Origin of the sequence: Novosphingobium sp. AAP1 (assembly GCF_001295765.1) — a bacterium.
Classification (GTDB): Bacteria; Pseudomonadota; Alphaproteobacteria; order Sphingomonadales; family Sphingomonadaceae; genus Novosphingobium; species Novosphingobium capsulatum.
On record NZ_LJHO01000004.1, the window covers coordinates 152,960 to 179,335 of the forward strand.

Annotated in this window: 21 protein-coding genes; 16 read left to right on the forward strand and 5 right to left on the reverse strand. The window is 66.8% G+C overall.

Annotated features, from left to right (window positions below):
• Positions 1 to 25 precede the first annotated feature (25 nt).
• Genes IP65_RS10415 through IP65_RS10425 form a run of 3 tightly spaced genes read left to right on the forward strand, consistent with a single transcriptional unit; the run spans position 26 to position 3,962 of the window.
• On the forward strand, positions 26 to 1,624 hold the full coding sequence (locus tag IP65_RS10415; RefSeq protein ID WP_054131669.1) for an NAD(P)/FAD-dependent oxidoreductase: 1,599 nt from the start codon (positions 26 to 28) through the stop codon (positions 1,622 to 1,624).
• A gap of 53 nt (positions 1,625 to 1,677) precedes the next feature.
• The gene (locus IP65_RS10420) at positions 1,678 to 2,091 is read left to right on the forward strand and encodes a GtrA family protein (RefSeq protein WP_054131670.1); all 414 of its coding nucleotides are present in this window, start codon (positions 1,678 to 1,680) and stop codon (positions 2,089 to 2,091) included.
• Positions 2,091 to 3,962 (forward strand): hypothetical protein, encoded by a 1,872-nt coding sequence (locus tag IP65_RS10425; protein WP_054131671.1) that lies wholly within the window; start codon positions 2,091 to 2,093, stop codon positions 3,960 to 3,962. The genes IP65_RS10420 and IP65_RS10425 overlap by 1 nt, the downstream gene beginning before the upstream one ends.
• 29 nt (positions 3,963 to 3,991) lie before the next feature.
• Here the strand turns inward: IP65_RS10425 and purD are convergent, their stop codons facing one another.
• On the reverse strand, positions 3,992 to 5,272 hold the full coding sequence (gene purD, locus IP65_RS10430) for a phosphoribosylamine--glycine ligase (protein ID WP_054131672.1): 1,281 nt from the start codon (positions 5,270 to 5,272) through the stop codon (positions 3,992 to 3,994).
• Here purD and xseA point away from each other — a divergent pair.
• The 8 genes from xseA (at position 5,271) to IP65_RS10470 (ending at position 18,421) form a co-directional block, all read left to right on the forward strand.
• Positions 5,271 to 6,773, forward strand: coding sequence for an exodeoxyribonuclease VII large subunit (gene xseA / locus IP65_RS10435; RefSeq protein ID WP_054131673.1), 1,503 nt, complete (start codon positions 5,271 to 5,273; stop codon positions 6,771 to 6,773). The two genes, purD and xseA, sit on opposite strands and share 2 nt — an antisense overlap.
• Positions 6,774 to 6,810: 37 nt before the next feature.
• Positions 6,811 to 7,017: a DUF2093 domain-containing protein gene (locus IP65_RS10440; protein WP_054131674.1), complete on the forward strand. Its 207-nt coding sequence runs from the start codon at positions 6,811 to 6,813 to the stop codon at positions 7,015 to 7,017.
• Between the two features lies 1 nt (position 7,018).
• Entirely contained in the window at positions 7,019 to 7,885 is an 867-nt protein-coding gene (locus IP65_RS10445; RefSeq protein ID WP_054131675.1) for a M23 family metallopeptidase, read from the forward strand.
• 358 nt (positions 7,886 to 8,243) lie between these two features.
• On the forward strand, positions 8,244 to 11,096 hold the full coding sequence (locus IP65_RS10450) for a TonB-dependent receptor domain-containing protein (RefSeq protein WP_054131676.1): 2,853 nt from the start codon (positions 8,244 to 8,246) through the stop codon (positions 11,094 to 11,096).
• Between the two features lie 455 nt (positions 11,097 to 11,551).
• Entirely contained in the window at positions 11,552 to 14,617 is a 3,066-nt protein-coding gene (locus IP65_RS10455; protein WP_231627649.1) for a TonB-dependent receptor domain-containing protein, read from the forward strand.
• Between the two features lie 133 nt (positions 14,618 to 14,750).
• Complete coding sequence (locus IP65_RS10460; RefSeq protein WP_231627650.1) at positions 14,751 to 16,787, forward strand: tetratricopeptide repeat-containing sulfotransferase family protein; 2,037 nt, start codon at positions 14,751 to 14,753, stop codon at positions 16,785 to 16,787.
• A 169-nt stretch (positions 16,788 to 16,956) separates the two neighbouring features.
• Entirely contained in the window at positions 16,957 to 17,997 is a 1,041-nt protein-coding gene (locus tag IP65_RS10465; RefSeq protein ID WP_167542862.1) for an aspartyl/asparaginyl beta-hydroxylase domain-containing protein, read from the forward strand.
• Between the two features lie 106 nt (positions 17,998 to 18,103).
• Complete coding sequence (locus IP65_RS10470) at positions 18,104 to 18,421, forward strand: hypothetical protein (RefSeq protein WP_022678449.1); 318 nt, start codon at positions 18,104 to 18,106, stop codon at positions 18,419 to 18,421.
• A 77-nt stretch (positions 18,422 to 18,498) separates the two neighbouring features.
• Here the strand turns inward: IP65_RS10470 and IP65_RS10475 are convergent, their stop codons facing one another.
• A complete protein-coding gene (locus IP65_RS10475) occupies positions 18,499 to 19,020 on the reverse strand; it encodes a cell wall hydrolase (RefSeq protein ID WP_171794925.1) in 522 nt (173 codons plus the stop codon).
• Between the two features lie 387 nt (positions 19,021 to 19,407).
• On the opposite strand from IP65_RS10475, the gene IP65_RS10480 reads away from it, so the two are divergent.
• Genes IP65_RS10480 through IP65_RS10495 form a run of 4 tightly spaced genes read left to right on the forward strand, consistent with a single transcriptional unit; the run spans position 19,408 to position 21,854 of the window.
• A complete protein-coding gene (locus IP65_RS10480) occupies positions 19,408 to 19,947 on the forward strand; it encodes a TIGR02594 family protein (protein WP_054131679.1) in 540 nt (179 codons plus the stop codon).
• Positions 19,948 to 20,003: 56 nt separating this feature from the next.
• Complete coding sequence (hemB, locus tag IP65_RS10485; RefSeq protein ID WP_054131680.1) at positions 20,004 to 20,999, forward strand: porphobilinogen synthase; 996 nt, start codon at positions 20,004 to 20,006, stop codon at positions 20,997 to 20,999.
• 5 nt (positions 21,000 to 21,004) lie between these two features.
• Complete coding sequence (locus IP65_RS10490; protein ID WP_022678453.1) at positions 21,005 to 21,586, forward strand: gamma carbonic anhydrase family protein; 582 nt, start codon at positions 21,005 to 21,007, stop codon at positions 21,584 to 21,586.
• A complete protein-coding gene (locus IP65_RS10495) occupies positions 21,567 to 21,854 on the forward strand; it encodes a DUF167 domain-containing protein (protein ID WP_054131681.1) in 288 nt (95 codons plus the stop codon). Before IP65_RS10490 ends, IP65_RS10495 begins: the two co-directional genes overlap by 20 nt.
• Here the strand turns inward: IP65_RS10495 and IP65_RS10500 are convergent.
• From IP65_RS10500 to IP65_RS10510, 3 genes are all read right to left on the reverse strand, one after another.
• Complete coding sequence (locus IP65_RS10500) at positions 21,832 to 22,473, reverse strand: YoaK family protein (protein WP_054131682.1); 642 nt, start codon at positions 22,471 to 22,473, stop codon at positions 21,832 to 21,834. The genes IP65_RS10495 and IP65_RS10500 overlap by 23 nt on opposite strands.
• A gap of 14 nt (positions 22,474 to 22,487) precedes the next feature.
• A complete protein-coding gene (locus IP65_RS10505) occupies positions 22,488 to 23,447 on the reverse strand; it encodes a glyoxylate/hydroxypyruvate reductase A (protein WP_197279247.1) in 960 nt (319 codons plus the stop codon).
• 70 nt (positions 23,448 to 23,517) lie between these two features.
• Positions 23,518 to 24,510: a DUF3667 domain-containing protein gene (locus IP65_RS10510; RefSeq protein WP_054131683.1), complete on the reverse strand. Its 993-nt coding sequence runs from the start codon at positions 24,508 to 24,510 to the stop codon at positions 23,518 to 23,520.
• Positions 24,511 to 24,662: 152 nt separating this feature from the next.
• On the opposite strand from IP65_RS10510, the gene IP65_RS10515 reads away from it, so the two are divergent.
• Entirely contained in the window at positions 24,663 to 26,297 is a 1,635-nt protein-coding gene (locus IP65_RS10515; RefSeq protein WP_054131684.1) for a M23 family metallopeptidase, read from the forward strand.
• Positions 26,298 to 26,376 lie beyond the last annotated feature (79 nt).

Sequence of the window (26,376 nt, forward strand, 5' to 3'; positions counted from 1 at the left end):
GAATCCGCTTGGACGGGGGCATGGGATGGTTAACGTGGTGGGCACTTCGGGGGATGAAGGCCGTCAGTACGATGTCGATGTGGCGATCATCGGTGCAGGCCCGGCGGGCCTGACCGCCGGCTACCTGCTGACCAAGCAGGGGCTTTCGGTGGCGATCATCGAGAAGGACACCCGCTATGTCGGCGGGATCAGCCGCACGGTGGAACACGAAGGCTATCGCTTTGATATCGGCGGCCATCGCTTCTTTTCCAAATCGCAGGCGGTTGTCGATCTGTGGAACGAGATCCTGCCTGATGACTTCATCCAGCGCCCGCGGATGAGCCGGATCTACTACGAGGGCAAATTCTATTCCTATCCGCTGCGCGCGTTTGAGGCGCTGTTCAACCTCGGCATCGTGCGCTCCACCCTGTGCATGGCCAGCTATGTGAAGGCCAAGGCCTTCCCCAAGAAGACCGTGCGCAGCTTCGAGGACTGGACCACCAACCAGTTCGGGCAGAAGCTCTATTCGATCTTCTTCAAGACCTATACCGAGAAGGTCTGGGGCATGCCCTGCAACGAGATGAGCGCCGACTGGGCCGCGCAGCGCATCAAGGGGCTCTCGCTCGGCGCGGCCGTGCTCGACGGGTTCAAGCGCAGCCTGGGCCTCAACAAGAAGCCCAACGATGGCATGGCGACCAAGACACTCTTGGAAACCTTCCGCTATCCGCGCCTGGGGCCGGGCATGATGTGGGAAGCCGCGCGCGACAAGATTCTCGCCAAGGGCGGCCATATCCTGATGGGCCACGCGATGAAGCAGCTGGCCAGCGATGGCCAGGGCGGTTGGCGGCTGAGCGCCACGCCGGCCGAAGGCGGCGAAACCATGATCCGCGCCCGCCATGCGATTTCCTCGGCCCCGATGCGCGAACTGGCCGCGCGGATGCATCCGCTGCCGCAGACCACGATCGAGGCCAACGAACTCAAGTACCGCGATTTCCTGACCGTGGCGCTCAAGATCCGCTCGGAAGACCTGTTCCCCGACAACTGGATCTATATCCACGACAGCAAGGTCAAGGTTGGCCGCATCCAGAACTTCCGCTCGTGGTCGCCCGAAATGGTGCCCGACGAGACCGTGGCCTGCGTCGGCCTGGAATACTTCTGCTTTGAAGGCGACGATCTGTGGGCATCGAGCGATGCTGACCTGATCGCCCTTGCCACGCGCGAGATGCAGATCCTGGGCCTGGTGCAGCCCGACCAGGTGATCGGCGGCGTGGTGGTGCGCCAGGAAAAGGCCTATCCGGTCTATGACGATAGCTATGCCGCCAATGTTGCGGCGATGCGCACCGAACTGGAAGCGGCCTATCCCACGCTGCACCTGGTGGGGCGCAACGGCATGCACCGCTACAACAATCAGGATCACGCGATGATGACCGCGATGCTGACGGTGGAAAACATCGTGGCCGAGCGCCGCCTCTATGACACCTGGTGCGTCAACGAAGACGCCGAGTATCACGAGGCCGGGGCCGAAGGCGCGGACGCGGGCCTGCCCAGCACCCGCCCGGTCACGCTCGACCAGGCTGCCGCGCTGGCATCGGTGCGCCAGGTTCCCGAACGCATCGCCGCGGCGCCGGATCGCCGCGCCGCCTGATGGTCTGACGGTTTTCCGTGCGGTAATTCTTGGCCGAAAGGCGATAGACGGCAATGACGGCGATGATCATGCCCCTGTTTCAGCGATTGGGCCAGCACACGCTGGTGCGCTATATCCTGGCCAGCGTGGGGGCGCTGGCGGTGGATATCGGCAGTTTCCTGGCGCTGCTGGCGCTGGGCGTGCCGGCCATGGCGGCTTCGGCGCTGGGCTATGCCCTGGGCATTGCCGCGCACTGGTTGCTGTCGAGCCGCGCGGTCTTTGCCGAGAACGTCGCCGCATCGGGCCCGGCGCGGCTGCGGCAGCAGGCGCTATTCGTGGGATCGGCGCTGGTCGGCCTGGCGATCACCACGCTGGTGGTGGGCGGCATGGTGCAGCTGGGGCTTGATCCGCGCACGGCCAAGATCGTGGCCATCGCGCTGAGCTTTGCCGCTACATGGGTGCTGCGTAAGCAGGTGGTGTTTCGCTGATGACCGTGCTGGCTCCGGTGCGCGCCGATCGCGTTTCCCCTGCTCCCGATGATACCTCGTTCCCGCCCCCACCCGGTGCCACGACCAGCGCGCCGCTGCGCTGGTGGATGGTGCTGGGCATCTGGGCGCTGATCGTGGGGCTGCAACTCCTGATCTTTGCGCGCGATATTCCCGGCATGCGCATGGGCGATCCCGATGATGTGCTGCGTCTGGTGCAGGTGCGCGATCTGCTGAGCGGGCAGGCGTGGTTCGATCTGCACCAGTACCGCATCATGGCGCCAGAAGGCGTGCTGATGCACTGGTCGCGGCTGGTCGATCTGCCGCTGGCGGCAGTGATCCTGGCCTTGCGCCCGCTGCTGGGCACGGCCAACGCAGAAATTGCCGCGGCGGTGATCGTTCCGGCGCTGACCGTGCTGTGCACGGTGGCCTTGGCGATGCACGCGGCCAACCGCCTGTTCGGCTGCGACACTGCCGTGGCGGCCGGCATCATCGTCGGGCTTTCGGGCATCGTGCTGCACCAGATGCAGCCGCTGCGCATCGATCACCATGGCTGGCAGATCGTTTCTGCGCTGGGTGCCGTGGTCGGGCTGCATGCGCGCGATCCGCGTCGTGGCGGCTGGGTGCTCGGCCTGGCGCTGGCCGCCGGGCTCACTGTTTCGCTGGAAGGCCTACCGCTCACCGCGCTGTTCATCGGCGTGGTTGCCGTGCGTGCACTGCTCGATGGGCAGTGGCAGCGGCTGGGCCATGCGGCGGTGGCGCTGGCGCTGGGCACCGCCGGCCTGTTCCTGGCCTGCCGTGGCCTTCGCGACATGGTCGAACATTGCGATGCCGTCTCCCCGATGCACATCGCCGCGCTCGGCTGGGTGGCGCTGTGCGGCGCCGGCTTGGCGTGGTGGCGCCCTTCCCAGCGCCCGGCTTCACGTCTTGTGGCCCTGGGCGTGCTGGCTATCGCCGCCGGCGGCGCGGCCGCCATCGTCGCGCTGGCCGCCCCACAATGCGCCACGGGCGCCTTCGGTGGGCTTGATCCCTATGTGAAAAGCCATTGGCTGGACAACGTGCGCGAAGGGCGCCCGATCTGGGAAACCACGCTGCACAATGCGATCGCGCTGATCGGTGCGGTGCCGCTGGGGCTGTGGGCCTGCTGGCGCCTGATCCAGAGCGCGCCATCCATGCCGGAGCGGCTGCGCTGGGTGCAGCATGGCCTGGTCCTGCTCGGCGCCGTGGCGGTGGGGGCGATGGTCAGTCGGGCGATGGCCACGGCGGTGGGCATCGCCATCCTGCCGGCGGCCTGGCAGGTGCGGCAATGGCGCCTGGTGGCCGTAGCGCAGACCAGCTCCGCGCGCCGCATGGGCATCAATGTGCTGATGCTGCTGGCGGCATTGCCAATCCTGCCGATCGCGCTGGGCGAGACGGCCTGGGCCAAGCTGGGCCATCCGCCTGCCGATCGCGACTTTGCCATGGGCAGCCTGCGCGGATGCGATTTCGATCGTGGCGTGGGTGCGCTGGCGGCAATGCCTGCCACCGATATCTTTGCCCCGGTCGACATCGGCCCCGATATCCTGCTGCGCACGCACCAGCGCGTGGTCGCCACCGGGCATCACCGCGCCGCTGCCGCGATCAGCGATGTGATGCACGGCTTCCTGGCCGATCCCGAACAGGCGCGCGCCTATGTGGCCAAGCGCCATGCCACGCTGGTGGTGGTCTGCACCGTGGCGCCCGAGATGCATCTCTATCGCCGCCAGGCGCCCCATGGCCTGGCCGCCGCGCTGCTGGCCGGCACGCCGCCATCATGGCTGCGCCCGCTGCCCTTGCCGACAACGGCCAAGACGCCCAGCAACATCGCCGCCTGGCAGGTCGTGGCGCCGCGCTGAACGATCAGCGCGGGGCAGGCAACCGGCGATCAGGCCCCTTCGCGGGCAATCTCGCGCCAGCCGATATCGCGGCGGCAGAAGCCATCGGCGAAATTCAGTGCATCGACCGCGGCATAGGCAGCGTCACGCGCGGCGCGCACGGTCTTGCCGCGCGCCGTCACGTTGAGCACGCGGCCACCGCTGGACACGAGCTGGCCATCGGCGCCCAGCGCGGTACCGGCGTGAAACACCTTGGCCCCGGTGCCTTCGGCGGCAGCGATGCCATGGATGGCGCCGCCCTTCTTCGGCGTGCCGGGATAGCCCTGCGCAGCCATCACCACGGTCAGCGCGGGATCGCTGCTGAAGCGCGGCGGCTCGACCGACGACAGGCGGTTTTCCGCGCAGGCGAGCAGCAGTTCGACCAGATCGGTTTCCAGCCGCAGCATCAGCACCTGGCATTCCGGATCGCCAAAGCGGGCGTTGTATTCGATCAGCTGCGGGCCCTTGGCCGTGAGCATCAGCCCGGCATAGAGCACCCCGGAATAGGGCGTACCGGCATCCTGCATCGCCTTGACCGTGGGCACGATGATCTGCGCCATCGCCTGGGCTTCCAGCGCCGGGGTCAGCACGCGGGCCGGGCTATAAGCACCCATGCCGCCGGTGTTGGGGCCTGTATCGCCATCGCCGACGCGCTTGTGATCCTGGGCAGAGGCCAGCGGCAGCACGGTGGCGCCATCGGTCAGGGCAAAGAAGCTGGCTTCCTCGCCTTCGAGGAATTCCTCGATCACCACTTCGGCGCCTGCTTCGCCAAACTGGCCGTCGAACATGTCGTCCACCGCGGCGCGGGCTTCGTCCATGGTCATCGCCACGACCACGCCCTTGCCGGCGGCCAGGCCATCGGCCTTGATCACCACTGGCGCGCCGAACTGGTCGAGCGCCTGGTGCGCGGCCTGCGCGCTGGTGGCGCGGACATAGCCGGCGGTGGGAATGCCGGCCTTGGCGCACAGGTCCTTGGTGAAGCCCTTGGACCCTTCGAGCTGGGCGGCGGCCTTGCTCGGCCCGAACACGGCAATGCCTTCGCCGCGCAGCGAATCGGCCAGGCCATCGACCAGTGGCGCTTCCGGCCCGATCACCACCAGGCCAATGCGCTGCTCGCTGCAAAACGCGATGACGGCGGCATGATCGCTGGCATCGAGCGCCACCAGTTGCGCGTCCTGGGCGATGCCGGGATTGCCGGGTGCCGCATAGAGCTTGCTGCACAGCGGGGATTGGGCCAGTTTCCAGGCCAGGGCATGTTCACGCCCGCCCGAACCCAACAACAGGATATGCATGGCCTTCCCTTCCGCGCCCAATGACGACGATGACTTTCGCAAGGACGGGCTCCTAGCGAGCGAACGCGCCGGCGACAACGCCCCGGCCCTGTCGATCTCCGAGATTTCTGCGCAGCTCAAGCGCACGGTGGAGGATCGGTTCGGCTTCGTGCGCGTGCGGGGCGAGCTTTCCGGGGTGAAGCGCGCGGCCTCGGGCCACCTCTACATGTCGCTGAAGGACGAAGGCGCGCGGCTCGACGGGGTGATGTGGCGCGGCAATGCGCAGCGCCTGGGCTTCATGCCCGAAGACGGCGTGGAAGTGATCGCCACAGGCAAGTTGACGACCTATCCTGGCCGCTCGAACTACCAGATCGTGGTCGATCGCATGGAAATTGCCGGCGAAGGCGCGCTGCTCGCCCTGCTGGCCAAGACCAAGGCGCGGCTGGAAGCCGAAGGGCTGTTTTCGCCGCAGCGCAAGCGGGCGCTGCCGTTCCTGCCGCGCGTGATCGGCGTCGTCACCTCGCCTACCGGGGCGGTGATCCGCGACATCCTGCATCGCCTGTCGGACCGTTTCCCCAGCCATGTCGTGGTCTGGCCGGTGCTGGTTCAGGGCCAGGGCGCGGCTGCGCAAGTGGCAGCGGCCGTGCGCGGCTTTTCCGATCTGGCCCCAGGCGGGCCGGTGCCGCGCCCCGACGTGGTCATCGTGGCGCGTGGCGGCGGGTCGATCGAAGACCTGTGGAGCTTCAACGAGGAAGAGGTGGTGCGCGCGATTGCGGCAAGCACGATCCCCGTGATCAGCGCCGTGGGCCACGAAACCGACACCACGCTTGCCGATTTCGCGGCCGACCTGCGTGCGCCCACGCCCACGGCGGCGGCGGAAATCGCTGTGCCGGTGCGCGCCGAACTGGCTGCGCAAGTGCACGATCTCCAAGCCCGGCGGGGCCGCGCCTTGGCGCGCCTGCTGGCCCATGCGCGCGAGCGGCTGGAGGTGCGCAGCCAGCGCCTGCCCACCGCCCAGGCGCTGCTGAGCCCGCAAAGCCAGCGGCTGGATGACCTGTCGGACCGGCTGCGCCGCGCGCTGGTTCATCGCACCGAGATTGCCGCCGGCGTCCTGGCCCGCCACGGCGGCGCGCTGCGCCCTGCTCTGCTCACCCAGCGCCTGGGGCGCGAGCGTGAGCGGCTGGTGGCGCAACGCCTGCGGCCCGAGGCCTTGTTGCAGCGGATCGAACACGCGCGGGGCCGGGTGGAGGCGCTCGATCGCCTGCGCCGTTCGCTCGATCCCGAAGCGCCGTTGCAGCGCGGCTATGTCCTGGTGACCGACCGCGATGGCCACGTGGTGAAGGATCGCGCCACGGCGGCGGCGCGCGCTGCGCTGACGCTGAAATTCGCCGATGGCGCGTTGGATGTGGCGACAAGCGATGCCCAGCCGGCCGTGGTTTCGCCAACCCCTGCCCCGGCCGCCGCGCGCCCCGCCAGCCGCCCGCGCGGTACGGCGGAAAGCGTGCAGCCCAAGCTGCTGTGATTTGCCAAGGCGGGCGGCAGGGCGTAAAACCGCTGTCATGTTGATGACTCCCACCGGCCGCCTGGCGCGCCTGCACTATATGCCCGGAACATTTCGCCAGCTTTCGGCGGGCGATCACGTGATCTGCGCCGTCAGCGGCGTGCCGATCCCGCTCGATGCGCTGCGCTACTGGAGTGCGGAACTGCAGGAAGCCTATGCCACCCCGGAAATCGCCACCCGGCGTTTGCTCGGCCAGGCCGGCTGAGATGACCGGCCTGACCCGCCGCGCCGTGATGGCGGGCGGGATGGCGGCCTTGGCGCTGCCGGGGCTGGCCAGCCCGCTGCGTGCCTTGGCCCAGGCCAGCGCCGCGCTGCCGCCCGATTGGGCCGCGCGCCTGTCGCAGGGTGGCTGGGTGCGCGGCGTGGCCCCGGCCGGCGCGGCGGCGCTGGCTCTTGACGGCGTGCCGCTGCCGCTGGCCAGCGATCGCGGGTTCCTGATCGGGTTTGATCGCGATGCGCCCGCCACGAGCATGCTGGCGATCGCCGATAGCGCTGGAACCGTCACCCAGTTGCCCCTCTCCGTGGCGCCGCGCGATTGGCAGATCGAACGGGTCGATGCGCCGCTGCGCCCGCCCGGCGTGCCCGATGCCGAATTCCTCGCCCGCCGCGCCACGGAACGCGCCCAGATCGATGCAGCGCGGGCGCAGCGCACCACGGCCCAGGGCTGGCGGCAAACCATGGTGCGGCCGGCGCCTGGGCGCTTTTCCGGCCGATTCGGCGCACAGCGGATCTATCGCGGGCAACCCGGCGCCTATCACGGCGGGCTGGACATGGCCTCGCCCACCGGCACTCTGTTCGTGGCGCCGGCCGATGGTGTCGTCGTGCTCGCGGCAGAGGCGCCATTCACGCTGGAAGGGCGCCTGCTGATGCTGGATCACGGCATGGGCCTGGGCAGCGCGTTCCTGCATTGCAGCGCGCATCTGGTGCGCGTGGGAGACAGCGTGTCGCGCGGCCAGCCGATCGGCACGGTGGGCATGACCGGGCGCGCCACCGGCCCGCATCTGCACTGGGCCCTGGCTTGGCAAATGGGCACGGTGATGCGCCGGCTGGACCCGCTGCTGTTCCTTGGCTGACGGTACCGCGGCGCAGGCTGCGGTGATGCTTTCCAACAGGTAATATGGTTTCATTAGAAAATGACTGTTGCCGATATGCACGTAATATTTCGACATTAAACTATTAAATTTCATGTATTTGCAAATACTGTTGTCGCATTGTCACACAAGTGAAGCCATTTATTTTGGCTCCGCACAATCGGCTTTCAAGCCAGCCGAAATCTCACAACAAACCGCGCCATCGGTCCCGTCCTTCGTGGAACTGGGCAGCGGTTTGGAACTTTCAGACCGCTGCACTGGAATGTCGGGATTGTCGCTCTCGGCCGGTGTCTCGCGATCTCTTTTGCGGGGCGCCGGCCCCCCACAAGGGACATAGATCGTGATCAAGACCCCCTCGTCCTTGCACTATGCTGGCGTTGCCAGCCTGGCCATGGCGCTGGCCTCGCTGGCTAGCCCCGCCTTCGCCCAGGATGCTGCCCCCACGGCCCTGCCCGCCACCGCCGCGGCTGATGCCACGGATGCCCCCGGCAGCGAAATCATCGTTACGGGCTCGCGCATCGAGCGCCCTGACCTGACGGCATCGAGCCCGGTTTCGGTGATCAGCGCGGATTCGATCAAGTCGGTGAACACCGTCACGGTCGAGCAGATCCTCAGCGTCAACCCGCAGTTTTCGGCCGGCCTCAACGGCGCCAGCAACAACCCGGGCGATGGCTCGGCCACGCTCGATCTGCGCGGCCTGGGTTCGCAGCGCACGCTGGTCCTGCTCAATGGCAAGCGCCTGCCGGTCTATGACGCCACCGGCTCGGTCGACGTCAACCAGATCCCCACCGCGCTGATCAAGAACGTTCAGGTTCTGACCGGCGGTGCTTCGGCGGTCTATGGTTCCGACGCCGTTTCCGGCGTGGTCAACTTCGTGCTGGACGACAAGTTCACCGGCCTCAAGCTTGACGCCGGCAGCCAGGTCACCGGCTATGGCGATGGCGCGCAGTATGATGCCAGCCTTACCGGCGGGTTCAACATCGGCGATCGCGGCCACCTGATCCTGTCGACCAACTATTCCAAGCGCGATGGCGTCAAGTTTGCCGCGCGCGACTTTTCCAGCCGCACGCTGTGCTCGGAAGACCTGTCGCAAAGCTGCGGCTCGTCCAACACCACGCCCACGCTGTTCTCGATTCCGGGCGGCGGACTGCAGCAGGTTACCGCCGCCGGCGGCCTGACCAGCAACTATGGCACCTATAACTACAACCCGATCAACTACGCGCAGACGCCGTTCGAACGCTATGGCGGCATGGCGATGTGGAACTACGACGTCAGCGACAAGGTCGAGCTCTATGGCTGGGCCTCGTACCAGCACACGAAGACGGTCCAGACCCTCGCGCCGACGGCCACGGCGGGCTATCCGTTCAATGTCTATTCCGACAATCCGTATCTCAACGCGGCCGAGCAGGAAGCCTTCTTTGACAAGGCTGCCAATCCGCAGTTGCAGATCAATTCCGATGGCAGCTCCACCATCAGCATCCGCCGCCGCATCACCGAGGCTGGTGGCCGCATCGAAACCCACACCAACGAAACCTGGCAGGCCCTGGCTGGTCTGCGCGGCGATTTCTTCGATACCGGCCTGAAGTTCGATGCCTCGGTGCAGTATGCCCAGGTGCACAAGCACACGCTGCTGGAAAACGACCTGTCGTATTCGGCGCTGACCAATGCGCTCGATGCAGTGTCTGACGGCAACGGCGGCGCGATGTGCCGCAGTGCCGATGCACGCGCGCAGGGCTGCGTGCCGATCGACCTGTTCTCGGCCAACGGCATCACGCAGAATGCGCTGTCTTATGTGCTGCGCAATGCGACCGAAGACGATCGCACCACCCAGTTTGTGGCCGAAGGCAACGTGTCGGGCGACGTCAAATTCCTGCGCAGCCCGTTTGCCGCCAACCCGGCCGCGATCTCGCTGGGCGTGACCTATCGCCGCGAAACCGCCGATATCGAAGTCAGCGACGATTACGCCTCGGGCGACCTGATCTATTACGGCCAGGGCTTCAACATCCCGAACAAGAGCTACAACGTCAAGGAAGCCTACGCCGAATTCAAGATGCCGCTGGTGCAGGACAAGCCCGGCATCCAGGCCCTCGATGTTGAAACCGGTTATCGCTATTCGGATTACTCGATCTCGGGCGGGGTTTCGGCCTACAAGTTCGGGGCAGACTATGCGCCGGTGCAGGGCCTCAAGTTCCGCGCCAACTTCCAGCGGTCGGTGCGTGCGCCCAACCTCTATGAACTCTACCTGCCCAAGACCCTGGGCACCGGCAACCTCGGCACCGATCCCTGCGCCGGTTCGGGCGTGACGGGCACCACGGCGGCACTGTGTCTCGCCCAGGGCGCCACCCAGGCGCAGCTGACCAACGGCTTGATTTCCGGTCCGATCTCGGGCCAGGTCAATGCCTTCTACGGCGGCAACACCAACCTCAAGCCGGAAAAGTCGAACACCATCACGGCCGGTGTGGTGATCGAACCGGCCCAGATTCCTGGCCTGTCGCTGACCGCCGACTATTACGACATCAAGATCGCCAATGCGATCGTGACCAACTCCACCTCGGTGGTCGTGGCGCAGTGCTTTGCCTCGGGTGATCCGACCAATCCCTATTGCCAGGGCATTCACCGCAGCACGGTCGATGGTTCGCTGTCGGGTGGCCTGACGGCGGGCGTCGATACGCTCTATGCCAACGTGGCGGCGCTACGCACGCGCGGTCTCGACTTCGGCGTGAACTTCCATCGCGGCAGCCGCAGCGGCTTCCACTATGGCTTCGACTTTGCCGGCACCTACGTCATCACCAACTATCAGGTGGTGGGCGGCAGCGTGATCCAGTGCGCCGGCCGCTTTGGTGCGGATTGCGACATTCCCACGCCGAAGTGGAAGCACGTGGCAACGCTGGGCCTGGGCTGGAAGAACGTCGACTTCTCCACCCGCTGGCGCCTGATCGGCCAGGTCAGCGAGGATGCCGACACGCAGATCCAGACCAACCGCATCCCGGCCGTCAGCTACTTTGACGAAACCGCCACGATCCGCGTGAACGACAAGTACACCTTCTCGCTCGGCGTGCTCAACGTGTTCGACAAGCAGCCCCCGATCGTGGGTGACACCAGCGGCGCCACCTCGGTGGCGGGCAGCACCTTCCCGACCGTCTATGACGTGATGGGCCGCAGCTTCTTCGCGCGCGTCACGGCCAACTTCTGATAGCAGGCCCGGCGCGTCTTCCCGCGGGGAGCGCGCCGGGCCATTCTTTGCCGCAGGGTCACATCGCTGTGGCCTTGATCAGGCCGGGTCACCCAGACCCGGCCTTTTTTGCGTCTGGACAACGTGCTCCGCGACGGTGGCCTTGGGCAAATTTCCGACACAGTTGAAACGAAATGTGGCTTTGATGCCTCTGTGATTTGCATAAATTTCGCGATGTTTGCGGTTGGTGGCTACTCATGTTGCTTCGTTGCAACATGAGTGAAACGTTTTGTGGGGGGCGGTGAGAAGCTGCTTTCATTTGCGACGAAAAATCTCGCACAAGACGGCATCGGTCCCGGCTTTCGTGGAACGCTGCATCGTCCTGCCCTCGCAAAAGGGCCGGGCCTGCTTTGGAAAGCCGGGATTGTCGCTCCTGGCAGCCAAACTGGTCGGCTGCCTCCAGAAGGGACTGAACAGTGACCAAGATCAACACCACCGCCTATCGCGTCGGTGCAGCAGGCCTTGCGCTTGCCATCGCTTCGCTGGCTGCGCCTGCCTTTGCGCAAGACGCCGCCGCCCCGGCCGATGCCGCGCCCGCCGATGCGGGCCAGACCATCGTCGTCACCGGTTCGCGCATCGCTTCGCCGAACCTCACCTCGACCGCGCCGATCACCAGCCTGACGTCGGAAGACATCAAGCTGCAGGGCACGACCAAGACCGAAGACCTGCTCAACTCGCTGCCGCAGGTGTTCGCGGCGCAGTCTTCGACGCTGGCCAATGGTGCCACTGGTACCGCCACGGTCGACCTTCGCGGTCTCGGCTCGGTCCGCACCCTGATGCCTGGTGACGTGACCAGCTCGGCTGCCGACTTGAACTTCGTGCCGGCTTCGCTGGTCAAGCGCGTCGACGTGCTGACCGGTGGTGCTTCGGCCACCTACGGTGCCGACGCGGTCGCCGGCGTCGTCAACTTCGTGCTCGATACCGAGTTCACCGGCCTGCGCGTCGATGGCAATTACGGGTTCTATCAGCACAATAACCGCAACTCGGTCACCCCGTCGATCCTCGACGCGCGCATCAACAGTGGCGTTCCGGGCTACGGCTACCCCAAGGGCAGTGTCGCCGACGGTGCGAACTTCGACACCACGATCTCTTTCGGCACCAAATTCGGCGACGGCCAGGGCCATGCGATGGCCTACTTCGGCTATCGCAAGTCGAACCCGATCCTGCAGGCCAAGCGCGACTACAGCTCGTGCACCGTGCAGAACCGCACGCGCAATCCCAACGCGCTGCAGTGCGGCGGTTCGGCGACTTCGGGCGCCGGCAACATCCTGTTCACCCCCCAGGGCTCCTCCTCGTCGACCTTCGGCGCGCTTGGCCCGGGCACGCTGACGCCCAACAGCAGCACGCGCTACAACTTCGCGCCGCTGAACTACTTCCAGCGTCCTGACGAACGCTATACCGCTGGCGCCTTCGTCGATTACGAAGTCAATTCGGCGATCCATCCGTACATGGAATTCATGTTCATGGATGACCGCACCGTGGCGCAGATCGCGCCGTCGGGCGACTTCGGCAACACGCTGACCATCAACTGCGACAACCCGCTCATGTCGGCCTCGCAGAAGAACCAGATCTGCAACCCCGACAACCTGATCGTCGGCTATGTCGGCACCTTCCCGCTGACCCGTGCCGCTTACTCCAACGTCTATGGCACTGCCGCTCCTGGGCCGATCAACAAGATCGATCCGACCACCGGCCAGCCGTACAACCTGGCATACATGCAGTTGCTGCGTCGTAACGTCGAAGGCGGCGCGCGCCAGAGCGATCTCGAGCATCAGGCATTCCGCACCCTGATCGGTTCGCGCGGCGAACTCGGCAAGGGCTGGAGCTACGACGCGTATTACCAGTACGGCCGCGTCAACTACTCGCAGATCTACACCAACGAGTTCTCGGCCCGTCGCCTGACCAACGCGCTCGACGTCGTGACCAACCCGGCCACCGGCCAGGCGGTCTGCCGCTCGGTGCTGACCGGCGCCGACCCGACCTGCTCGCCCTATGACGTGTTCGGCGGCACGATTTCGCCCGCAGCGCTTAAGTATCTGAGTGCCTCGGGCTTCCAGCGTGGCCACACCACCGAGCAGGTGCTCAGCGGCCAGTTGACCGGCGACCTGGGCCAGATGGGCGTCAAGAGCCCGCTCGCTTCGGACGGCATCAGCATCGCGCTGGGCGTGGAACACCGCCGCGAATCGCTTGACCTCAAGACCGACAACGCCTTCGAAACCGGTGACCTCACCGGTCAGGGCGCGCCGACCCTGTCGACTTCCGGTTCGTACAACGTCACGGAGTTCATCAGCGAAGCCGAAGTGCCGCTGGTCCAGGATGGCTTCATCTACAACCTCAGCCTGAACCTGGGCTATCGCTACTCGCACTACAGCGTGTCGAACGGCCAGAAGTTCAACACCAACACCTGGAAGATCGGCGCCGATTTCGCCCCGGTTCGCGATATCCGCGTCCGTGGCTCGATCAACCGCGCCGTTCGCGCTCCGAACATCCAGGAACTGTTCTCGCCCAACTACGTCGGCCTCGACGGCTCGACCGATCCGTGCGCCGACAAGGTCATCACGGCGGCCGACCGTGGTTGCTTGCTGCAGGGTCTCAAGGTCGGTCAGCAGACCGTCTCGAACCCCGCTGCACAGTACAACGGCTACCTCGGCGGTAACGGTTCGCTGCGTCCTGAAGTCGCGACCACCAAGACCGTCGGCGTGATCCTGCAGCCAACGTTCGTTCCGGGCTTCAGCTTCAGCGTCGACTACTTCGACATCAAGCTGAAGAAGGCGATCCAGGGTTATGGCGCCGACGCGATCCTCGCGGCCTGCACCACCGATCTGAACCCGACCGCTTGCGGCCTCATCCACCGCAACGCCGCAGGCTCGCTGTGGCTGTCGTCGGACGGCTTCGTCACCGACACCCCGGTGAACGTCGGTGGCGTCAAGACCAAGGGCTTCGAGTTCAACGGCAACTACGCCCACGCGCTGGGTGGCCTGGGCCGTGGCACGATCAGCTTCGTCGCGACCTACCTCGACAAGTATGTCGTCGATAACGGTCTGACCGCCCTCTATGATTGCGCCGGCTACTACGGCGTGACCTGCGGCAGCCCGCGTCCCAAGTGGCGTCACAAGCTGCGGGTGGGTCTCGACACCAAGGCTGGTGTGAACCTCTCGGTGCAGTGGCGCTACTTCGACAGCGTCGAAGTGGAATACAAGAACTCGTCGACCTCGCTGGCGGCGCCGAACTACTCGAACTTCAACGCCCGCATCCCGACGCAGAGCTATTTCGACCTCGCTCTGTCGACCCGGATCCAGGGCAAGGCGACGCTGCGGTTCGGTGTGAACAACATCTTCGACCGCGACCCGCCGTTGGTGACCTCGGGTGGTACCGGAATCGGCAGTGCCTGCGCTTCGGTGTATTGCAACGGCAACACCTATCCGGGCACCTACGACTCGCTGGGTCGCTATCTCTACTCGAGCATCACGATCGACTTCTGATAGTCCCTACGTGACGTGACCGAAGTGGCGGCGCGCGAAAGTGCGTCGCCACTTTTTTTGCCTTGAGCCCGGCGCCAGCGCTGCCACACTGGCAGGCCGGGCGCGATGCGCCCGATTGCCGACCACAGGATAGATGATGCAGACCCAGCTTCCCCCGCCCTCGCTCCAGGCCATTGCCGACACCGCGCGGCGTGGCCGGCTGGACGAGGCCGCGCTGCTGGCGGCACGGGCCGTGGCCGCCGCGCCGCGCGATCCGGTGCTGGCGGCGCTGGCTGGCGCGATCGAGGCTATGCGCGGGCAGCCGCTACGGGCCATTCCCTATCTGGAAACGGCGCATGCCCAGCGCCCCGACGATATGACCGTCAGGACCAACCTGGCCGAGTCCCTCTATCGCACGGGCGACATGGCGCGTGCCTTGGCACTGATCACGCCGGCGCTGGCGCGGGCCGACCGCAGCCTTCGCCTGGCGCGGCTGGGTGGTGCCGTCGCATTGGAACTGGGCGATGCCGCGGCTGCCATCGCCTATTACCGCATCGTCGTGGCGGCGGCCGAACAAGACTGGAGCGCCTGGAACAACCTGGGCAATGCCCTGGAGGCGGCTGGCGACCTAACCGGGGCGATCAGTGCGCTGCGCCGCGCCGTGCAACTGGCCCCGGATTCGCCGCCGATCCGCGTCAATCTCGTCAATGTCCTGGTTGCCGCCGGCGAACTGGACGCGGCAGAGCGTGACCTCGCGCAGGCCCGTCAGCTGTGGCCCGATGATGCCAAGCTGCTGATCGCCGAACATACCATTCACCGTGTCCGCGGTGATGATGCGGCCGCTTTTGCGGCGCTGGCCGAAGCGGCGCGGTTGAGCCCGGACGATGCCGCGTTGCATCACGATCTTGGCGCCGAAGGCAGCCGCACCAATCGCTTTGCCGAAGCAGAAGCCGCCTATCGCCGTGCGATGACGCTCGATCCGGCGATGGGCAGCGCCTATGCCGGGCTCGCCGCCGTGCTGGAACGCATCAACCGCGAGGATGAAATTGCCGATCTGGCCCGGATTGCGGCGGAGGTGGGCGCTGACGACGGCTCGCGCGCCTTTATCGAGGCATTGCACCTCAAGCGCATCGGGGACGCTGTGGGAGCGCTCGCAGCACTCGACCGCGTCGGCGATGCGATGGCTCCCGAACGCACGCTGCATTTGCGCGGCCTGCTGCTCGATCGTCTCGGTCGCCACGACGAGGCCTTTGCCGCGTTCACCGCGATGAACGCGCATTGGCAGAACGATCCAACCGGGCCGCGCGAGCGGGCACGCGCCTATCGCGAGGCCATCTCCCAGGCCGCCGATCAACTATCACCAGCATGGCTGGCGGGCTGGACGCCGCCGCCGCCGCCCTCGCCGCGCGCCAGCCCGCTGTTTCTGGTGGGCTTTCCGCGATCGGGCACTACCCTGCTCGATACGCTGCTGATGGCCGATCCCGATGTGGCGGTGCTGGAGGAAGAGCCGTTCATCGTCGAGGCAGAGGCCGCGCTGGGCGGCGTGGCCGCGCTCGACCAGGCGAGCCCGGCACAGGTGGCCGCGGCCCGCGATGCCTATTTTGCCAAGGTCGATGCGCTGTGCGGTGATTGCTCGGGCCGCATCGTGGTCGACAAGCAGCCGCTGCATCTCAACAAGGTGGCGATCATCCGTCGCCTGTTTCCCGATGCGCAGTTCGTGCTGTCGTTGCGCCATCCCTGCGATGTCGTGCTCAGTTGCTATCTCACCCACTTCCGCACCAACAGCGCGATGGCCAACTTTCTCGATCTGGACGATGCAGCTGCGCTGTATGACCTGACCTTCGCGCATTGGGAAAAGGCCCGCGTGCTGTTCGATCTGCCGGTGGCAACGGTCGTCTATGAACGGCTGGTTGAGGATTCCGAGCGCGTGCTGCGTCCGTTGTTCGACTGGGCCGGGCTGGCCTATCCGGCCGACCGCATCGATCATACCCGCGCCGCGCGCGATCGAGGGCTGGTGTCGAGCGCCAGCTATTCCCAGGTGACCGAGCCGCTCTATCGCCGCGCCAGCGGGCGCTGGCGCCGGTACGAACGCCACCTGGCGCCGATCATGGACGTGCTGCGTCCTTGGGCAGATCACTTTGGCTATGGAATTGAGGACGAGCGCCTGCCGGATTGGCCGGTGCCGGACTGATACGCGTTGAACAGGCCCGGGGGGGCCTGGTGTTTGGACGGGGAAGATCATGCAGGGGGCATGGCAAGACAGGATAAGGCAAGACGTAGACAATCATGTAAACCGGGGGGATCTGGCCAGCGCGGCGCAAGCGCTGGAAAACATCATTGCGCAGGCGCCACCCGGACAGGTGGCGTTGGACCAGGCGTGGCTGCGCCTGGCGGGGTTGCGCCGCGCCCTGCGCCAGCCGCAGCGCGCGCTGGATGCCGTGCACCAAGCCTTGGCCCTGGCGCCGTTGGATTTCATGGCGCTGGCCTTGCGCGCCAGCCTGCTGGAGCGCCTCGCGCCCGATGAGGCTGGCCGTGCCTGGCACGAGGCGCTGGCGCAGCGTCCGTCGGGCGAACTCCCTGCCCCGCTGGCCATGGCCGTGGCCGCCGGTGAACGCTGGCACGCCGAATGGAGTGCAAAGCGCGAGGCGCGGCTCGATGCCGCGATCGGCACGCTGTGCAACGGCGAAAACAGCGATCGTGACTGGCGGATCACCCGCATGCGCAACAATGTCTTGCGGCGCACCCGGCCATTCCGCAGCTGCCCGACGCATTTTCACTATCCCGGCCTGGTCGAGCGCGAGTTCCATCCTCGCGCCCGCTTTCCCTGGCTGCCTGAGTTCGAACGCGCCACGCCCATCATCCGGGCCGAAATGGAAGCGCTGCTTGCCTCTGGCCGGGCAGAACTGCTGCCCTATCTGCAATATGAGGATCACGAAGCGCTGGCGCAGTGGCGCGATCTCAATCGCAATCCCGATTGGTCGGCCATTCACCTGCTGCGCCAGGGCAACCGCATCGATGTCAACGCCGCGGCCTGCCCGGCGACGATGGCCTTGCTGGAAACCGTGGCCCAGCCGCGTATTCCCGGGGCATCGCCCAATGCGATGTTCTCTCTTCTGGCGCCGGGCACGACCATTCCACCCCATGTTGGCGTGAACAATACGCGGCTGCTGTGCCACCTGCCGCTTGTGGTTCCGCCGGGCTGCTGGTTCCGCGTGGGGGCGGAGACGCGGCCCTGGCGAGAGGGGGAGGGGTTCGTGTTCGATGATACGATCGAGCACGAGGCCGCCAATCCCAGCGACCGGCTGCGGGTCGTGCTGATCTTCGACCTGTGGCATCCCGATCTCGACAGCGTGGAGCAGGAGGCGGTCGCCCGGATCATTGCCAGTGATGGCGCGGTGTAAGTGCCCTTGGCAGGCTGGGCATCGCGCAAGGGGGCTTGCTGCGCTGCCCGGTTGGGGGCATTGTCATGCCATGCAATAAATGCCCCGTAACTGAGGGATTTGGCCCATGTTCCTGTCTATTGCCCTTGCCGCGCCGCTGTTGCTGGCCAGCGCTGCGCAGTCCAGCACGACGTCTGCTCCGCAATCGGCCCCGGCCGCCCCCGTTCCGGCTGCCGCTGCTGCGCCGGCGGTCACGCCTGCTGCTGCGGCCAAGCCGGCCAAGGACGCCGATCCGATGATCTGCGAACGCTTTGCCGAGACCGGATCGCTGCTGCGGTCCAAGAAGGTCTGCATGCGCAAGAGCGATTGGGAAGAGCAGCGCCAGCAGAACCAGCGCCTGATCGAACGCTCGCAGACGCAGATGCCGATGAATTCGGGCGGCTGACGGCGCATTTGCAGCCACGCACAAAAAAGGCCGGCGCACCCACGCCGGCCTTTTTTGCGTTCCGGCAAAGCCGCGGCTTACCGATAGAACACATGACCTTCGATGCGGCCCACCTTGGTGCGGCCCTTCATCGGGCTGCTGGCGGCATGAAAGAACAGCGCGCCGGGAACCGGATTGTCGCCTTCGCCGTTCAATACCTGCGTGGCGATGGCGACGGCTTCGCGCCACTGGTCGGTATCGCGCGGCGGGTTATAGGCGTCGACGTTGAAGAACTGACCAGGCTGGCGCACCACGGCGCATGGCTTGGTGGCAAAGCGCGAATCCTGGGTTCGCGCACGGATCACCTGGGCAACAGCGGCGCGACCCAGGCGGGGCTGGTTGCCGGCTTCGTGAATAATGACCTTGGCCATGCATTCCACCTGGGCCTGGTCCACGGTGGACGGCGCATCGATGGCGGATTGCAGGCTTGCCGGCGCTGCGGCGGCGGCATCAGCGGGCGATTCGGCCTCGGCCGGCTGGGCGGTGTCAGGCGCCAGGGCGGGCAGCGTAATCGCGGGCTGGGAAAGAGGCTGGTTGGCCGCAACGGCGGGTGCGGACATTTGCAGGGCAGCCAGAACGGCCACTGCGGAAAAGACACAAGCTATTTTGCCGAAGGCACTTTTAGACATTCCAAGGCATCACACGGGCGCAAGGTCGCCAAGTCACACGCGCAATAAAAACCCAAATCGAAAAGCGCGTGCGGGCTTCCCCACGTCTCGCCACCAGCCAAGGCCCCGGACCCGAAATGGCCCCTCCCCCCGGCTGGTCGGCTGAACGAAGGCGCCCCCGTTGGCCGCTGCGGCGCTCTGTGTCAATCATGTTGCGTTCATGTGCCGGGTGCTTGCGCCAAGGCGCAAGGCCACCCGCAACGATTCAACTGGTGCCGGGGCGGGCGCAGGAAAGCGCGTGGCGGGCCAGTGGGAGCCACGCCGATGCGAGGTTTCCCTATGCCCTCCCTGCCCCCGGCCTATCGCTGGCTTGCCGCCCTGCAACCCCTGCCCCGTATGCTGCGCGAAGGCTTGGCGCTGATCGATACGGCCGAGCAGGCGGGCCCGGCCAGCAATCCTGTCATCCTGGCGTGGGCTGCCGAAATCGGCGGCGATGTGGCGCGCGCCTATCGTGCCGACAGCACGGCCTGGTGCGGCCTGTTCATGGCCCTGGTGGCGCAGCGCGCGGGCAAGCCATTGCCGGCCAATCCGCTATGGGCGCTCAACTGGGCGCGGTTTGGCAGCGCCGTGGCGCAGCCGATGATGGGTGACGTGCTGGTGTTCCAGCGGTCGGGTGGTGGCCATGTCGGCCTGTGCGTGGCGCAGGACGAGGCCGCCTATCACGTGCTGGGCGGCAACCAGGGCGATCGGGTCAGCATTGCCCGCATCGCGCGTCATCGTCTCTATGCCGCGCGCCGGCCGGATTATCGCATTATGCCCACCACGGTGCGTGCCTATGGCGTGGCCGAATGTGGCACGCTTTCCACTAACGAAGCCTGACGGCAGGACAAACTGCCCCGTTGCCCGCGTTCGCCCTTGGGCCTAGCACAGGTGGCATGATCGCCAGCTATCCCCAAGCCCGCCTGCGCCGCACCCGTGCCACCGCCTGGAGCCGCGCCCTGCACCGCGAGGTGCTGATCACCCCGGCCGATCTGATCTGGCCGCTGTTCGTGACTGAAGGCACCGGCGTGGAACAGCCGATCGCCTCGCTGCCGGGCGTGTCGCGCTGGTCGGTCGACGGCATGGTGGCGCGGGCGCGTGAAGCGGTGGACCTGGGCATTCCCTGCCTGGCCTTGTTCCCCAATACCCAGGCCGAGCGGCGTAGCGACGACGGGCGCGAGGCGCTCAACCCCGACAACCTGATGTGCCGCGCGATCCGCGCGATCCGCGACGCCTGTGGCGATGCCATCGGCATTCTGACTGACGTGGCACTCGATCCCTATACCACCCATGGCCAGGATGGCCTGGTGAACCATGCCGGCTATGTCGAGAATGACGCCACGGTCGAAGTGCTGGTGGGGCAAAGCCTCAACCAAGCGGCGGCCGGCGCCGATATCATCGCCCCGTCCGACATGATGGACGGCCGCATCGGCGTTATCCGCGATGCGCTGGAAGGCGCCGGCCACGCCAATGTGCAGATCATGTCCTATGCCGCCAAATATGCTTCGGCCTTTTACGGCCCGTTCCGCGATGCCGTGGGCTCGCGTGGGCTGCTCAAGGGGGACAAGAAGACCTACCAGATGGACCCGGGCAACGCCGAGGAAGCCCTGCGCGAGGTGGAGCTGGACCTGGCCGAGGGCGCGGACAGCGTGATGGTCAAGCCCGGGCTGCCCTATCTCGACATTGCCGTGCGTGTGAAAGAGGCATTCGGCGTGCCGGTCTTTGCCTATCAGGTCAGCGGCGAATACGCGATGATCGAGGCGGCCGTGGCCGCCGGCGCGGGGGAACGCGATGCGCTGGTGCTGGAAACGCTGCTGGCGTTCAAGCGGGCGGGCTGTTCCGGCGTGCTGACCTATCATGCCGCGCATGCCGCGCGGCTGCTCAACCGGTGAGCGGCATGACCAGCCGCGCCGATGTCACCATCCTGCCGCTGCATGGCAAGACGCCGCAGATCCACCCCAGCGCATTCATTGCGCCGGGATGCCGCATCGTGGGTGACGTCACCATCGCGGAAGGGGTATCGATCTGGTACAACTGCGTGATCCGGGCTGACGTCAACCGCGTGGTGATCGGCGCGCGCAGCAATGTGCAGGATGGCACGGTGATCCATTGCGACAGCCCCAAGCCGGGGCGTCCGGAAGGCTTTCCCACACTGATTGGCGAGGACGTGCTGATTGGCCACATGGCGATGGTCCACGGCTGCACGCTGCACGATCGCGCGTTCGTGGGCCTGGGCACCATCGTGATGGATGGCGCGGTGATCGAAAGCGATGCCATGCTGGCGGCGGGCGCCATGCTGACGCCGGGCAAGCGCATCCCCGCGCGCCAGCTGTGGAGCGGGCGCCCTGCTGCCTTCATGCGCGAGTTGAGCGATGAAGCGCTGGCCGACATGCAGCACGGCGTGGCGCACTATGTCGAAAACGGCCAGGCCCATGCCGCCGCCGTGGCCGAGGCGCTCAATGGCACGGCCCAAGCCTGATCTGCCGCCCGCCGCAGCCTTGCGCGCGCTGGCCGATGGCGAACACCGCCTGGCGGTGCGCGTCACGCCCGGTGCGCGGGCCGAAGGCGTGGCGATCGAAGACGGCCGCGTGCTGGTGAAAGTGCGGGCCAAGCCCGAGGATGGCAAGGCGACCGCTGCCGTGATCGGCTTGGTGGCCCAGGCGCTGGGCGTGGCGGCGAGCCACGTCGATCTGTTGCGCGGCGCAACTTCGCGCGAAAAGCTGCTCAGGATTCCGCCGGAAGCCTGAATGCCACGCCGGCCATGATCGCGGCCCAGCTGGCGCTGATCCACAGGCAGCCCAGCGGCAGGCGGTCCTGCAAAAAGGCGCCGACCACGGCCCCGGCGAGCAGCCCTGACCAGAGCAGCGCCCACGGTCGCCATTCGCCGCCCCCGCTCACGCCGGCAAGCTGGCGCGCCAGGCCCTGGCCCAGCTTGACCAGGGCGCCGGTCATGTACGTCAATCCCACGGCCACTTCGCCATCGCGCAGGAACGTGTTGTTGAGCGCACCCATCGCCAGCACCAGCCCGGCCAGCATGGCGCCGTGCTGGCCCAGCACCCGCGCCAGCGCCGCTTCGAGCAAACACAGCGTGACCAGGCCCAGCACCGCCGGCTTGCGCCTGGCCCCGGCCTTGAGCGCCACCAGCGCGCCCAGGGTTACCCCCACCACAAAGCCGGTGATCAGCAGCGCCGGCACCAGCGCGCGGGGCACATCGGTGCCCAGCGCCACGCCCAGCCGGGTAGTGTTGCCCGACATGAACGAGACGAAATAGCCATCGGCCGAGAGAAAGCCCACGGCATCGACAAAGCCGGCCATCGCCGCCAGGGCCACGGCAAAACGGCGGCGCGCATGATCCATCCGATCCATGGGGGCGCAGCCTATTAGTATCCAGCCGCGCGGTCCACCACTCCGGCCAGCGGCTGCCCAGCGTGCCAGCGCGCGATGTTGGCGGCAATCGCGCGCGCGGCTGAATGGGGATCAGTGGGTGCGGCCACGTGGGGCGTGATGGTCACGCCGGGATGGTGCCACAGCGGATCGTGCTGCGGCAGCGGTTCTTGCGGGAACACGTCGAGCACAGCATGGCCCACCTGCCCGCTGTCGAGCGCAGCGATAAGATCGGCAGTTACCACGTGGGCACCGCGCCCGACGTTGATCAGGCCCGCCCCGCGTGGCAGGCGGGCGAGTGCGGCGCGATCAAGCAGGCGGTGGGTCTGTGCCGTCAACGGCAGCAGGTTGACCAGGATATCGGCCTGCGCCAACGCCGTGGCCAGACCATCGGCGCCACTCACCATGGGGATCGTGCCATCGGCAGCGCCCCGCCCGCTGCGGCTCCATCCCGTCACGGGAAAGCCGGTGCGCGCCAGCAGGGCCGCGCTTGCCTGGCCCATTTCGCCCATGCCCAAGATGGTCACGCGGCGTTCTGCCAGGCGCGGCTGGGCCAGCGGTTGCCAGCAGGCGGCGGCCTGTTGCGCGCGATAGGCGGGCACCTGGCGATGCAGCATCAGTACATGGCCCAGCACCGCCTCGGCCATGTCGGCCGCCAGCTGTGGATCGATCAGCCTGGCGAGCGTGACCGGTGGCAGCGTCGGATCGGCCAGCAGGCCATCGACGCCGGCCCAGGCGCTTTGCACCAGGCGCAGTGCCGGCAACCGCGCCAGCAGTCCCGGCGGTGGATTGGCGACCACGGCGACGCTGATATCGGCCAGGAGCGCTGATGGCGGCTGGGTGTCATCCGCGCCGGTCCAGGCCACGATAGTGTCGTCGGGCAGCGCGGCGGCAAGGGCGCTGGTCCAGGTGGCCATGGCCGGGGCCGGCAGATCGGCCAGGAACAGGATCGGCACGGCAAAAGATCTCCCTGCGGTCGCCGATCAGCAGCGTGTGCTGCGTCGCGGCGTTTCACGTGGAACAGCGTTACTCTGCGCTGGTCTGCGCCAGAATAACCCCGGCAAACAGCAGCAGGGCGATCATCGCAAAGACCAGCAGCGCTGCGGTGCGCCACAGCGCCCCTGCCCGACCGCAGCCATAGGTGCCGCGCACCTGGCGATAGATATGCAGCGGCGGCACGATCAGCGTGGCCAGCGCCACACCAGGCAGGCCGATGCGGTTGGCAATCATCAGCACCACGGAAAACAGCGTCATGAACGCCAGCGAAAAAGTGACGAACACGGTGTGATCGTAAAGCTGAAAGCGCCGGCTGAACGGGAACAGCAGCCACAGCATCGGCACCGATATCGGGATCAGCGCCCAGCTGTATTTATAGGCGTAGGATTGCAGCTTGTAGAGCGCCAGGCCCGGATTGGTGCGAAAGGCCTCGAGCACATGGGCCAGCACGGGAATGTCGCTGCTCACGCGCGGGGTACCGCTGCCCGGTGCCGAGGGCGCCATGTTTTCCAGGATGTCGAGCGAGGTTTTCTGCGTGTCGATCTGATCGTCGATCGCCTCGGTGCTCTGGTGCTGCGCCTGCAACTGCGCGCGCTGCGCTTCCAGCTTGGCCAGCTTGCTTTGCGCCTCGGCCTTGCCCTGGGCCAGGCTCTTGCCATTGTCGGCCGCGCTGGGGTTCCAGTGCCATTCGCCGCTGATCTGGTGGAACACCGCAAACATCAGGAACACGCTGAACAGGAACAGCGCCAGGGGCGAGACGAAGCGCACCCGCTGCCCATCGATATAGCGCCGGGTCAGTTCGCCCGGGCGCCAGGCGAGCATCGGCAAGGTGTGCCAGATGCGCCCTTCGAAGTGGAAAACCCCGTGGAGAAGGTCGTGGAAAAACGCCCCTAGCGTGCGGTGGACATGCGCCGCCTGGCCGCAGGCATGGCAGTGGCTGCCCAGCAGCGGCGTGGCGCAGTTGAGGCAGGCAGTTTCATGCGTGTGGCCATCCTGGCCAACCGCAAGGGCCGGTTCCGACATTGCTCGATTTCCCCCTTCGTTGCTCCAGATTGCGGCGTTCCGCGCCTATCCGCAAGCCCCGCCCCACCACTTTACGGGCTGTTAACCCTGGTGAGGCAGGGAGAAGGCAGGGGTTTTGCCCGGATGGGCCTGGACAAGGGAATCACACGGGCGTGCACGGGCCCAGCGACAGTTTCGGCAGCTTTGGCAAGGGCATCGGCGCCGCTGGCCTGGGTGGCGGCGGCTTTGCGCGCAGCACCGTGCCTGGCGGCTTTGGCACGCGCCGCGCCCCGATCGTTACCCCTGCCCTGCCCGGTACGCCCCTGCCCGGTGCGCCTGATTGGCGCCAGTCGCCCCACCCGTTTGCCCGCCGCTGGCTGGGTGCGTGCGTGCGCATCGAGCGCGCGGCTGCGCGCTGGCTGCATGTGCACGATCTGGCCCAGGATATTGGCAGCCGCCGCTGGCTGCATGGGGCGGCCACCTGTGCCACGCTGGCCGCTGCCGCGCTGGCGCTATGGCCCAGTTTCGCCCCGCTCCAGGCGGCGCCGCTGCAGGCGCTCGATGATGGCATGGCGCAGGAATTTGCCGCGCAAGGCATTCGTCCGCTGGCCCAGGGCGCCAGCAACGGCCGCCACTTTGCCGCTACCGCGCGGGTGATCCACCTCGCCGCCGCGCCCGAACGCGCGACCATTGCGCTGACCGCCACGCTGGGCGAAAATGACAGTCTGGCCCGCATGCTGCAACGCTCGGGCCTGGCCGGCAGCGATGCCGCGCAAGTGGCGGGCCTGATCACCCGCGCCCTGCCGCCCGAACAACTGCTGCCCGGCACGCGCTTTGCGATGACGCTGGGCGCCCATGCCAGCCCGTTCGATCCGCGCCCGCTGGAAAAGCTCAGCGTGCGGGCGCGGTTTGACCTTGCCATCGATATCGTGCGCCAGGGCGGCGGCCTGGCGCTGCACCAGCGCGCGATTCCGGTCGATACCACCCCGATGCGTTTGACCGGGATCGTCGGCAGCAGTCTCTATCGTTCTGCCCGCGCCGCCGGGGCCAGCCCGCAGGCGGTGCAGGACTATCTGCGCACGATCGATACCGTGCTGCCGTTCGAAGACATCGCTCCCACGGACGAATTCGACCTGGTGGTGGCCTACAAGCGCGCCGCCGATGGCCAGGGGCAGATGGGTGATCTGCTCTATGCCGGGGTGCGCCGGGGATCGCAGCAACGCGCGCAATTGCTGCGCTGGGGCAACCAGGGCGAATTCATGAGCCCCGAGGCAATGAAGGGCACGATGGCCGCCAGCACATCGGCCGGCGCGCTGGCCGCGCCGGTGGATGGACATATCACCTCGGGCTTTGGCTGGCGCCGCCATCCCATCCTGGGGTACGTGCGCCTGCACGCCGGCATCGATTTCGGGGCGGCCTGGGGCGCGCCGATCCATGCGGTCAGCGACGGTACGGTCACCTTTGCCGGCTGGCATGGCGGGCATGGCGAATATGTGCGCCTCGATCACGGGGGTGGCATCGGCACCGGCTATGGCCACATGAGCCGCATTGCCGTGGCGCCTGGCACCCATGTCGTGCGGGGGCAGGTGATCGGCTATGTCGGCTCCACCGGCCTGTCGACCGGCCCGCACCTGCACTATGAACTCTATCGCGGCGGCCAGGTGGTCGATCCCGGCTCGTTCAGCATGATCATGCGCCCGCGCACGGTCGATCCGGCGCAACTGGCCGCCTATCGTGCCCGGCTCAATGCGCTGATGGCGCTGCGGCCGATTGCGCCCGCCGCCCTTCATTCATCCGAGGTTCGGTGATCGCAAGGCAGCTGTCTGATTACCGCGAAGCCGTTGACGCCCTTGGCTGCCCTCCATAGGGAGCGGGCGGTAGAAAGGC